This is a genomic window from Pseudomonas sp. WS 5411 (genome assembly GCF_012985595.1).
In the GTDB taxonomy this organism is placed as follows: Bacteria; Pseudomonadota; Gammaproteobacteria; order Pseudomonadales; family Pseudomonadaceae; genus Aquipseudomonas; species Aquipseudomonas shahriarae.
Genome location: NZ_JAARMC010000018.1, coordinates 1 through 12,616 on the forward strand (window position 1 = coordinate 1; position 12,616 = coordinate 12,616).

A 12,616-nucleotide genomic window follows, 5' to 3' on the forward strand; every position below is an offset into this window, starting at 1 on the left:
CGGGTTTTCGCAGCTGTAGCCATCGAGCCACGCATCCGGTTGGTCCAGGGCCAGGGCACTGACCCCGGCCGGGATCGGCAAGCGCGCCAGCAACGGTGCCTGGGTCAGCAGCAGGGCCAGGCCGCTGCCTTGCATCATGTAGGCCAGGCGTTCCTCGGGGTACGCCGGGTCCAGCGGCACATAGGCGCCACCGGCCTTGAGAATCGCCAGCAGCCCGACCACCAGGTCAACGCTGCGTTGCACCGCAATTCCCACCAGTACATCCGGGCCGACACCGGCCGCGATCAGGCGATGGGCCAGGCGGTTGGCCTGCTGGTTGAGTCGGGCAAAGGTCAATGACTGGGTGTCGAAGACCAATGCTACGGCATCCGGGGTGCGGGCGGCCTGGGCTTCGATCAGGTGGTGGATGGCGCTGTCGCGAGGGTAGTCGGCAGTGCTGGCGTTCCAATCTCGTAGGATCTGCTGTCTTTCCATATCACTGAGCAGCGACATACTGTTGATTGACTGCTGTGGCGCTGCAATGCAGTGTTCCAGCAAGTTCAGCCAATGTTTCCCAAAGCGCTCAATGGTGCTGGCGTCAAACAGGTCGGTGGCATAGTTCAGCGTTGCAGACAGACCCTGTGCTGATTCAAAGGTGTTGAGGGTCAGGTCGAATTGAGCGGTATGGTGTTCTCTGCTCAGACTCTCGACGTGCAAGGCGGAAGGTGATGACGGCTGGCCGGCTGAGGCGCCCTGGTGTTCGCTGAGGTGGTTGAACATCACCTGGAACAAAGGGTTGAGGCTCAGGTTACGTTCCGGCTGCAAGGCTTCGACCAGTTGCTCGAAGGGCAGGTCCTGGTGGGCTTGGGCTTGCAGCGCAGTTTGCTTGACCTGTGCCAACAGTTCGCTGAAGGACAGCGGTTCATCGAAGCGTGCCCTGAGCACTTGGGTGTTAACAAAAAAGCCCAGCAAACGCTCGGTTTCTACCCGGTTGCGATTGGCCACAGGCACGCCGACACGAATGTCGGCCTGACGGCTGTAATGGTGCAAAAGTGCCTGGAACGAGGCGAGCAGCAGCATGAACAGTGTCACATTGCTCTGCTGGGCAAGCTGCTTGAGTTTTTGTGCCAGCGCCGGGGGAACCGTGACCGTGATGTTCGCCCCACGATAGCTCTGCACGGCAGGTCGCGAACGATCTGTGGGCAACTCCAGGACCGGCTGTTCGCCGCCCAGTTGGCCCTTCCAGTAAGCCAGCTGGCGTTCACTTTCCCCTGCCTCCATCCAGCGGCGCTGCCAGATCGAATAATCGGTGTATTGAATCGGCAGTGCTTGCAGCTCGACGGATAGGCCCTGGGAATAGCCACCATACAGTTGAACCAGTTCCTGGACCATCATGTGCATTGACCAGTCATCGGAGACAATATGATGCTGGACCAGCAGCAGGACATGATCCTCTTCAGAAATGCGTAGTAACTTCACCCGCAGTAACTGATCACGGCGCAGGTCGAAGGGTTGACGGCTCTGCTGTTCAACGAAGTCCTTGATAAAACTATCTGTGGCGCCGTTCTTGCTAATGACGTCGAGGAACAGGCCGCTCAGGGGGTCGATCACCTGTATCACGCCTTGAGGTTCTTCGACAAATCGGGTGCGCAAGCTTTGGTGGCGTTCGATCAGGGTATCGAAGCTGCGTTGCAATGCATCGACGTCCAGTGGTCCCCGCAACCGCAGTGCGGTTGGCAGGTTATAGGCGGCGCTGGCAGGATCGAGCAACCACAGAAACCACTGGCGCTCCTGGGCAAACGACAAGGGTATTTGCGCAAAGAAATGCCGGGTTTGTGGGATCGGCAAGCGCGACAAGCTCATGCCCTTGGCGCTCATTTGCTCATAGAGGGTTTTGCGCTGGGTAACTGGCAACTTGATAAAGCGGTCTATCAAGTCATTCAGGGCGTTGGCTTGCATTTATTGGGTCTCCAGCACATCGAGCAGATCAAACAGATCATTCAATGAGTCATCAGGGGCTTGTTCGCCAGCGGGCTCGATACGGGATGCATAGTCTTGCAGCGAGGCACTTTCGAAAATCGTGGCCAGTGGTACCTCAATACCCAGGTGCAGGTGCACGCGGGACGTCACCTGCGTGGCCAGCAGCGAATTGCCACCAAGGGCGAAGAAGTTGTCATCCAGGCCAATACGCTGGATTTTCAGCGCTGCTCGCCAGATATCGGCAATGTCGCTCTGCAACCCGCTTTGCGGTTCACGGTGTTCCTGGGCTTCGCTTTGCACGTCTACGCAGGCCAGAGCCTTGCGGTCGAGCTTGCCGTTGGGGTTGCGTGGCATCTGCTCCAGCACATGCACCTGGGCAGGAATCATGTAGGCCGGCAGGCGGGCCTTGAGGAAGGCCCGCAGCGCATCGATGCCTGAGTGAGTGTCACTTTCTTCCAGGGTCAGATAGGCAATCAACTGCTTGCCCAGCGGGTTCTCGCCGACCAGTACGGCCGCTTCACGAACCCCGGGGAACAGCGCGATTTGCGCCTCGATCTCGCCCAGCTCTATACGGAATCCGTGGATTTTTACCTGCTGGTCCACACGCCCCAGGTACTCCAGGGCGCCGTCTTCCTTGCGTCGGCGCGCCAGGTCACCGCTCTTGTACAACCGCTCGCCCGGTATCAGGGCAAAGGGGTTGGGCACAAAGCTGGCGGCGGTGCGCACCGGGTCACCACAGTAGCCGCGCCCTACGCCGACGCCGGCAATGCAGATTTCACCCGTTGCCCCGGTGGGGATCGGCGACAGGTCGTCGTCCAGCACATACAGACGATTATTATCGGTTGGGTAACCGATCGGGATGTAGGTGCGTTGAGTCGAGGCCGGGTCGATGTTGTAGAACGCCACATCATCAGAACACTCAGCCGGCCCGTAGGCGTTGACCAGCTTGATGGCCGGGTAGCGTGCCAGCCAGTCGGCGGCAGTTTCTGCCGGCAGCGCTTCGCCCGTTGGTAGTAGCCAGCGCAGGTCGGGAAGGTCGCTGTGTTGTTCGATTAGCAGCGCCTGGATCAGCGCCGGGACAATTTCCAGCACGGTAATACGTTGTTCTTCAACGTGCTTGAGCAGAGCCTGAGGGTTCTTCGAAATGTCGTCGGCAAAAATACATACCTTGGCGCCGCACAGCAGTGCGGTGAGGAACTGCCAGACAGAAATATCGAACGACTGGGAAGCGGTCTGCGCGATGATGTCCTGCTCGGTCAGTTGCAGGTAAGGCACTTTGCTCAACTGATTGTTGAGCATGCCGGCCTGTTCCACCATGACCCCCTTGGGCTGCCCGGTGGAGCCTGAAGTGAAAATCACATAAGCCAGGTTGTTCGGGCCGCTGTAGCGTCCTGGGCGTTGCCGGTTGGCCAAATCAGGCGGCAGATCTTCCCAGACCAGCAGGCCCACGCTATGTTCGGGGGCGCTGATGGCCAGTTCGCCAAGCAGCATCTGGGCCTGCTCGCGGTACTTGGCCGTGCAGACCAATAGTGGCGTCTTGCTAAGGCGCAGGACGCTCTTGATCCGTTCGCCAGGATGGCTTGGGTCCAACGGAAGATATCCTGCGCCGGCCTTGAAGGTGCCGACAATCATTGCCAGCAGCTCCAGGTCGCGGTCGGCCAGCAGGGCCACGGGTTGGTCCAGGCCCACGCCGCGCTCGATCAAGCGATGGCCGAGGATGTTCGCCTCATGGTCGAGTTGCTCGTAGGTCCAGGCACGGTCCTGGCAAACCGCTGCCACGCGTTGCGGGCTGGCATCGACGTGCTGTTCGAACTGCTCGACAAATGAGCGCTGCAGATCGTGGGGCACCTGCGATTGATTGTGTTCAAGGGCCCACTCACTTAGACGTTCCGGAGCCACCAGAGTGATCTGGGCCAACGGTTGGTGCAGGTGATGACGTAGGGCGATCAGCCATTGCTTGAACTCTTCGAGCAAGCTGTCCATGGTCGACTGCTCGAAAAAGCGGGTGTCGTATGACAGATGCAGGCCAATCTTGTCGCTTGGGTAGACCACCACGGTCACCGGATAATTAGTGTGGGTCCGCGAAGATTCGGAGATTACGCCCATGTCCTGAGCGTCCTGGCCGACGGAGTCTTCCATCGGCGCGTTTTCGTAGACGAAGAGGCTGTTGAACAGCGGCTGGCCTTTGAGGATCTGGCTACACTCCTGAATGTTGACCAGGGGCAGATAGTCATATTCACGCAGTGACACGTTCTTGTGCAGGATGGTTTGCAGCCAGGCGAGGGTGCTGAGTTGACTGTCCGGGGTGGGGATAGCGACCCGCAACGGTACGCTGTTGATAAACAGCCCTACGGTATTTTGCATCTCGGGAATATGCGCTGGGCGACCGGAAACCGTAACACCGAACACTACGTCCCGCGAGCGACTGTGGTTATGCAGGGTCAAGGCCCAGGCAGCCTGGACGAAGGTGTTGAGCGTGAGGTGGTGGCGCGTCGCGACCTCTTGCAGTGCGGTGCTGTCTTGCTGGCTGAGCCAGGTGTAGTTGTCGCCAATCACCGACACCGAGTGCGCAGGCACTTGCGGATGATCCACCGGGAGTGAGGTGGTGTGCTCCAGGCCCTCCAGTTGATCTTTCCAGAACGTCGTGGCGGCGGTGCGATCCTGTTGTTGCAACCACTGGATAAAGTCGCGGAAGCGGTAGGGCGTGGCCAGCTCACAGGGTTTACCCGCCAACATGGCGTGGTAGATCTCGAAGAAGTCCGACATCAGCAACGAGCGGCACCAGGCATCTAGCAGGATATGGTGGTTGCTCATGACAAACCGGTGGGAGTGGTCGGCCAGCAGGATCAGCTTGAAGCGGATCGGAGGCTGCAAGGCTAGATCGAAGCCGGCTTCCCGCTCTACCTTGAGCAAGTGTTCGATCTGTGCTTGTACCCGGTCCATCGGCACATGGCTCAAGTCCAGCCGTTCGACCTGCACGTTGCTGTTTTTGTGGATGACTTGCAGCAGCGTGCCGCCGGTATTCCACAGGAATGACGCCCGAATCGCTTCATAGCGTTTTACCACCTGCTGCCAGGCCGCCTCGAAGCGCGGATAGTCCAGCGTTTCCTTGATGGTGTAGCACTCTTGCATGAAGTAAATGCCGGAGTTTTTTTCCAGTAACGTGTGCACCAGCAAGCCTTCCTGCATCGGCGACAACGGGTAAATGTCTTCGATCTGCTGGACCGGGATGCTCAGTGTGTCCAGTTGTGCCTGGCTCAACCCAGCCAATGGGAAGTCAGAGGGTGTTGCACCTTGGTGATCGGTATCGCAGCAATAGCCGATCAGTTGCTCGAGCGCATGCAGGCAGTTGTTGGCGAGGTTCTGGATGACTTCAACAGGGAAGACGTCGTCGCTGAACGTCCAGCTCATGCTCAACTGGCTGCCATAGACCTGGCTATTGATGGTCAGCCAGTTGCCCAAAGGCGTTTCGCTGCTTTTTTCGGCACCACGCTCCTCGCCAGTAGGCACAAACAGCGCGCCTTCGGCACTGTCGAAGCTACCGTCGAACTGGCCCAGGTAGTTGAAGGTAATACGTGGCACGGGCAATGCGCTCAGGCGTTCCCGAGTCTGAGCGTCACCCAGATAGCGTAGAACGCCAAATCCAATGCCTTTGTCAGGAATGGCCCGCAGTTGTTCCTTGACCTGTTTGATTGCTTCGCCCAAATCCGGATGGGCGCTCAACTTGACCGGGTACAGGCTGGTGAACCAGCCGATGGTGCGGGTTAGGTCAATGTCATCGAACAGGGGTTCGCGGCCATGGCTTTCCAGTTGGATCAGCACGTTGTCGCGCGTGGTCCATTGGCTGACTGCACGGGTTAGGGCCGTCAGCAGCAGATCATTGATTTGCGTGCGATAGGCCGCGGGCGCGACTTGCAACAGTTGTTGGGTCAGGGTTTTGCTCAATAGGATATCGACAGTCGTTGACCGGCTATGCTGCTGGCTACCGTCAGGGTTGGATTGCGGCAGGTCGTGGCTGGCGGCGTCCAGTTGCTGTTCCCAGTACGTCAGTTCCTGTTGCAACTCGGCACTCTGCCCATAGCCCCGCAACCTTTCTCCCCATGTCTTATACGCACTGGTCTTCTCCGGCAGTTCAATCGCCTGGCCCGCTTGCACTTGCCGGTACACGGTTTGCAAATCATCAAACAAAATCCGCCACGACACGCCATCCACCACCAAGTGATGAATCGCCAGCAGCAAGCGCTGGCTACCGTCACCCAGGCTGACCAGCACCGCGCGCAGCAGCGGCCCGTCTTGCAGGTTGAGGCTGCGTTGGGCTTCGTCGCCCAAAGATTGCAGTTGCGTTGTGTCCTCAATCCGGGTCTGCCACAACACCGACGCCGTGGCCGGGCGGTATTCGGCGTTCCAGCCAGAATCAGCCTGAGTGAAGCTCAGGCGCAGGGCGTCGTGGTGTTGGATGAGGGCGTTGAGGGCCTGTTCCAGCAGGTGCGGGTCCAGGGCCGTGGCGGGCTTGAGCAGTACCGATTGATTCCAGTGGTGGCGCTCGGGGATCTCGGTATCGAAGAACAGGTGTTGGATCGGCAGCAGTGGTGCGCTGCCGGTGACCGGACCTTGATCGATCGCGAGGCCCTGGCCGTGGGTTTTCGCCACGCTGGCCAGGCTCTGGATGGTCTGGTGCTGGAACAGGTCCTTGGGGGTGAAGTGGATGCCGGCCTGGCGGGCGCGGCTTACCACCTGAATGGAGATGATCGAGTCGCCGCCCAGTTCGAAGAAGTTGTCGTTCAGGCCGATTTTTGCAAGTTTGAGCACGTCTTGCCAGATGGCTGCGATGCGTTGTTGCAGATCGTTTTGCGGGGCCACGTAGGCGTGCAGGGCCTGGCTCGCGTCGGGGGCGGGCAGGGCCTTGCGGTCGAGTTTGCCGTTGGGGGTCAGGGGCAGTTGCGCCAGGATCAGCAAATGACCTGGGACCATATAGTCTGGCAGCTGTTCGCCGAGCCAGGCTTTTAAGACCTCGCGCAAGGCGTCCTGGCGGTTAATGTCTGTTGCCGGTTCCGTCGGCACCACATAACCCACTAACTGCGCGCCGCCCGGGGTTGGGTGGGCGATGACCACGGCTTCGCGCGCCGCCTTGTGTTGCAGCAGTTGCGCTTCAATCTCTCCCAGTTCGATACGCAGGCCGCGGATTTTTACCTGATGGTCGATACGCCCGATGTAGTCGATGACCCCATCGGCACGGTAGCGCGTCAGGTCGCCGCTGCGATACAGGCGTGCGCCATTGCCTGCAAACGGATCGGGAATAAAGCGTTCGGCGGTCAGTCCCGGGCGCTGGTGGTAGCCCTGTGCCAGGGAGTCGCCGCCGATCAGCAGTTCGGCGCTGGTGCCCACCGGGCACAGCTGCAGGTCGTGGTCGAGCAGGTAGGTACGCACGTTGGCGAGGGGGCGGCCGATAGGGGCGATGGCGCCTTCGGGCAGGCTGGCGACATCAAAGAAGGTGGTGTCGATAGTGGCTTCGGTTGGGCCATAAAGGTTGCACAGGCGGCCGTTCCAGCGTTCGCGCAATTGTGCGACCAGCGGAGTACCCAAGGCTTCGCCGCCCAGCAGCAGCAAGCGCAGGGATTGCATCTGCGCGCCCTGTTCGTCGACGAGCAAGGCTTGCAGCAGGGAAGGGGCCATTTGCAGCACGCTGATGCGCTGGGCGGCTACTTCCGACCACAGCACTGACAAATCGTCGGACAACTCGCGGGAGGCGAGGACCAACTGCGCACCGTTGAGCAAGGGCAACCAGAACTCCCACACCGAGGCGTCGAAGCTGAAGGCGGTTTTTTGCAAGACCCGGTCCGCAGCGTTCAGGCCCAATTCGCCCTGCATCCACAGCATATGATTGGTCAGAGCGCCGTGGCGCACCTGCACGCCCTTGGGCTGCCCGGTGGAGCCAGAGGTATAGATCATGTAGGCCAGATTATCGGCGCTGACTGTTAGCTGCGGGTTGGCGCTGTCATAGCCTTCCAGCCAGTCGCTGTCCTGGTCCAGGCACAGGGACGGCAGGCTGTCCGGGGCGGGCAATGCCAGGCTGCTTTGGGTCAGCAGCAGGCCGATGCCGCTGTCGTTGATCATGTAGGCCAGGCGGTCAGCGGGGTAGGCCGGGTCCAGCGGTACATAGGCGCCGCCTGCCTTGAGCACGGCCAGCAGGGCGATGACCATTTCCAGGCTGCGCTCAAGGCCCAGGCCCACGCAGACGTTGGGGCCAACGCCCAGCTCCAGCAGCTTGTGAGCCAGTTGGTTGGCGCGACGGTTGAGCTGATCCAGGGTCAACTGCTGCTCGCCGAGCACCACAGCGGCGGCATGTGGCAGGCGTTCGGCTTGCTCCGCGACCAACACATGCACAGGGGCTGCGTTGGGGTAGTGGACGGCCGTGGTATTCCACTGCCCCAACTGCCGCTCACGCTCCTCATCACTGAGCATCGCAAGCTCGCCGATCAGTGCCTGCGGTTGCTCAACCATGGCTTGCAACAGGTTCTGCCAGTGCCCGGCCAGAGTGGCGATGGTCGCCGGGGTGAAGCACCCGGCGTCATAGTCGAAATGTGCGGTGATCTGCTGCTGGCTGTACTCCACGTCCAGCGACAGGTCGAACTTGGCCTGCAACGGGTGGCTGTCCATAAACGTCAGTTGCAACGGGCCCAGGTGCAGGGGCGCGTCCTGCGCGGCGCCGGCGCGCCAGTTGAACAGGGTCTGGAACAGCGGGTTGGCCTGGGGGCTGCGTTGCAGGTGGAGGTCTTCGAGGATCAGCTCGATGGGGTAGTCGGCATGTTCCAGGGCGGCGAGGGATTGCTGGCGCAGGGCCTGGAGGAACGCGCTGCACGATTGCTCGGGTGCCAGTCGCGCGCGATACACCTGGCTGCTGACGAAAAAGCCCACCAGGGCCTGGATCTGTGCCTGGTTGCGTGTGGCGTTGGGCACGCCGACGGTGAAGTCGGTCTGGCCGCTGTAGCGTCCCAGCAGCAATTGCCAGGTGCCGAGCAGTACTACGAACGGGGTCAGGCCCTGTTGCTGGCAAAAGCTCTGGAGCTGCTCGTTCAAGTATGCAGGCAGGGTGTGGGCATGATGGCCGGCACCTGCGTGGTTTTCCAGGCGCTCGCGAGGCAGTGTCAGGGCCGGGATATCATTGCCAAGGATGGCCTTCCAATACTGGGCGGCTGCGGCGTGTTGCGGTGTCAGCGGGTAGTCTTGGCGTTGCCACTGGGCGTAGTCGGCGTACTGGATGGACGGGCGCGGCAGGGCCCGGCCTGGTTGGCCAAGGGCGCTTGCCAGGTCGTGCATCAGGATCGGATTGGACCAGGCGTCCGAGACGATGTGATGCATATTGAGCAGCAGCACATAATCCTGCGTGGCGCGCTTGAGCAGGGTGCTACGAATCAGCGGCGCCTGGCTCAGGTCGAAGGGCTGGGTGGCGTGCTGGCGGATGCGATCTTGCACTTGCTGTTCGCGCTGGACGCTGTCCAGGGCGCTCAGGTCCTCTTCGAGCAGGTTCAGCTGTGCGCCCTGGTCGATGACTTGTAGGGGCGTGCCGTCGGTGTTGCGAAAGGCGGTACGCAGGATATCGTGGCGATTGATCACCTGGTTAAGGGCCGCTTCCAGGGCGCACGCGTCCACCGGTCCCTTGATGGCAATCGCCCGTGGCAGGTTATAGGCATGGCTTTGCGGATCGAACTGTTGCAGGAACCACAGACGCTGCTGGGCGAACGACAGCGGCACCGGATCACGCCCGGCGAGGCTCTGGATGGACTGCCCGGCGCCGGCTTCATCGGCCAGCAACAAGGCCAGCAGGTCGTCATCGGGAAGTTGGTTCAATTGGTTCATGATCGATCTCGTCGCCGTCGGCAGAGGAAATAAGCTGTGTCAGGAAGACGAAGTTCGATCAATGAGATTTAGGTGCAATAGCAGGCGGGGAGCGTTGTAGTAGCCGGCAAGCCGGCTGCTACAGGGGAGGTCAGGCGCAGGCTTTTTCAGTGATGACTCGGCCGGCCTGCATGCGTACCAGTTGGTCGGCGACGTCGAAGTAACGGTCGTCGTGGGAGATGACGATGATGGTCTTGCCCAGGCGCTTGAGGTCCGGCAGCAGCTCGGTGTAGAAAATCCGCCGGAAGGTCGGGTCCTGGTCCGCCGCCCACTCGTCGAACACCAGCACCGGGCGCTCGTCGAGCCAGGCGTTGACCAGGGCTAGACGCTTGCGTTGCCCGGTGGACAGGTCGGTGGTGGTGAACGCGCCGTCGCGCACGCTGACCTTGTGGGCGATTTCCAGGCGCTCCAGGTATTGAGTGGCGTCGTCGGGCAAGGCCTTGTCGTTCTGCACCAGGTCGTCGAACAGGAAGTAGTCGGCAAAAATCGTGGTGAACATCTGCCGGTAGTCATCCAGCCCCAGGGCGTCCACGGGCAGGCCGTTGAGACGGATTTCACCTTGCTGCGGGGTGTACAGGCCCAGTAGCAGCTTGATCAGGGTGGTCTTGCCGCAACCGTTTTCACCGACGATAAACAGAATTTCCCCAGGCTCGATGCTCAGGTTGACCGGCCCGAGCTTGAACGGCTCGCTGCCTTCGACCGTTGGGAAGGCGTACTGCACGTTGCGCAGTTCCAAGTGCTTCATCACGGGCACGGTTTTGTCGGCGTCATCGAGCAGCAGGTGTGGTTCCGGCGAGGAGAAACGCTCCGACAGGTCGGCAATGCGGCGGAAGGCAATTTGCGCGCGGCTGATGATCGGCAGGTTGCCGATCAGGTTTTCCAGCGGACCTTTCATGTACAGCAGCACCAGGACAAAGCCGCTCATCACCGCCGGGTCCGAACTGGGCCAGAATTGTTGCAGGGTCAGGGCCAGACCGATAACCACGAAAAACAGCATCGAGCCCAGGCTCTTGGCAATTACGAAGATATTGATCGAGCGGATGTGGGTGTCGCAGATTTTGTCGGCGGTGCCCTGGATATTACGGGTGTGCATGGCATGCCGACGTGGGCGGTGGATGCGCAGTTCCTTGGCACCCTCGGCAATCGCCGAATAGTGTTTTTGCAGGTTGTCTTCGGCGTCGCGTGCCGCGTAGAACCCTTTGATGCCTTTGCTTTGAGCCACGTACTGCACCGCCGAACCAATGCCGATGGCCAGCAGGGTCATCAGGAAGATCGGCCAGGACAGCACCGCCAGGTAGCCCAGGCAGCCCAGGATCACCGTGGTGGAAATCGCCAGCGGGGCGAAGGCGAAGGCGAAGTCGCTGATGGTGTCCACGTCGTGGGTCAACACCGGGATCAGGCGGTGAGTGCGGTAGCGCTCGATCTGTTCGATGGGGGCGGCGAGCACTTTGGCGCCGAGGTCCTTGCGCAGTTTGGCAATCACCTTCTGACCGACGAAATTGGTGCCGATGTCGGCGCCGATACTGCTGAGCAGGGCCAGTAGGCACAGCCCGGCGAAGGCCAGCACCACGCCGGTGCCCATGCCGTCGGCGCTGTGCAGGCCGCGGTTGACCGTGGCCAGCAGCGCCGTGACGCTAAGGCCGCCGATGATGCCCAGCGTGATGGAAGAAATAACAATCCGCCGATAGGGCTTGAGCAGGCTCAAGAGTTCTCGAATGGCGCTGCGCGGTGCTGCGGTCATGAAACTACCTCGATCGCGACGTGGCTACGTGCTGTGGGCAAGTGAAGGCCTGCGCGCGGAGGTTTACCGTTGGCAGGCCGATAGTAGGAGGACGAGTCGGGCGGGGCGCGATTTAGCCGCGTCCCGAGGTGCGTAGGCTCAGAGATCCCGTGCCACGCGAAAGCCCAGCCAGTCGCCGCGCACGTTGGAGTTGAGGCTGTTGCGGTTGCCGGAGCGGGAAAACACCGGCGCTTCGCCCCAGTCGTTGCCGCGAATCTGCCGCACTTCGCACTGCCCGGTCAGCCAGGCGCTGCCATCGCTGGGCGCACCGACATAGCTGTCGTTTTCACAGTCTTCGACCCATTCGTAGACGTTGCCATGCATGTCATACACGCCGAACGCATTGGGCGCATAGCTGCCGGCCGGGGCGGTATAGCTGTAACCATCCGCCGGCCCGTAGGTATTGGCGTGCTTGGCGATGCTGTATTCCTTACCCTCATCGAATGGAAATGGGAACGGGCCGGAGGTGCCGCCACGGGCGGCGTATTCACGCAGGGACTCGCTGACCATGCGGTACTGCTTGCCGGTTTTCTTCGACAGCCAGGCGACATAGGCATTGGCTTCGGCAAAGTCCATGCACACTGCCGGATGTTTGGGGCTTGTCTTGTAGGTGGGTTTGCCGGCCGTGCATTTGCGCCCTGGACGGTCGTCGCCGTCGGGCATCTTGTAGCCGGTTTCTTGTACGTAACGGTCCCATTCGCCGGCCAGCACCTGGAAGCGGCTGATGGCCACGGGTTTGGCGAAGGTCACGTCATGCATCGGCCCTTCATCGGGCTGGCGACCGACTTCATCATCCGGGGTGCCCATTTTGAACGTGCCGGTAGGCAGCACCACCATTTCCGGGCAGTTTTTGCAGTCCTTGAACACGGTGCCGGGCTTGGGCGGCGTCGCGGCTTGGGCGGACGGCAACAGGCAGGCCATCAATGCCGTCAGGGCCAGGGATTTGAGGAGCGTCGGGGTGAGCGGTTCATCGTTCATGAG

General features: G+C 60.9%; 4 protein-coding genes. All 4 read right to left on the bottom strand.

Translation table 11 applies throughout. The features are described from left to right. The coding region (locus HBR93_RS20300) for a condensation domain-containing protein (RefSeq protein WP_169960937.1) at positions 1 to 1,938 on the bottom strand (1,938 nt) is incomplete at its 3' end. Further along, positions 1,939 to 9,816 (bottom strand): non-ribosomal peptide synthetase, encoded by a 7,878-nt coding sequence (locus tag HBR93_RS20305; RefSeq protein WP_169960938.1) that lies wholly within the window; start codon positions 9,814 to 9,816, stop codon positions 1,939 to 1,941. 130 nt (positions 9,817 to 9,946) lie between these two features. Beyond that, on the bottom strand, positions 9,947 to 11,596 hold the full coding sequence (locus HBR93_RS20310; RefSeq protein ID WP_057959172.1) for a cyclic peptide export ABC transporter: 1,650 nt from the start codon (positions 11,594 to 11,596) through the stop codon (positions 9,947 to 9,949). Positions 11,597 to 11,734: 138 nt separating this feature from the next. Beyond that, on the bottom strand, positions 11,735 to 12,613 hold the full coding sequence (locus HBR93_RS20315) for a formylglycine-generating enzyme family protein (protein ID WP_057439090.1): 879 nt from the start codon (positions 12,611 to 12,613) through the stop codon (positions 11,735 to 11,737). Positions 12,614 to 12,616 lie beyond the last annotated feature (3 nt).

What these genes read in the sequence shown, in the direction of transcription:
- HBR93_RS20305 (WP_169960938.1), bottom strand. Translation starts at nt 9,816, where the DNA reads ATGAACCAATTGAACCAACTTCCCGATGACGACCTGCTGGCCTTGTTG.
- HBR93_RS20315 (WP_057439090.1), bottom strand. Translation starts at nt 12,613, where the DNA reads ATGAACGATGAACCGCTCACCCCGACGCTCCTCAAATCCCTGGCCCTG.
- HBR93_RS20310 (WP_057959172.1), bottom strand. Translation starts at nt 11,596, where the DNA reads ATGACCGCAGCACCGCGCAGCGCCATTCGAGAACTCTTGAGCCTGCTC.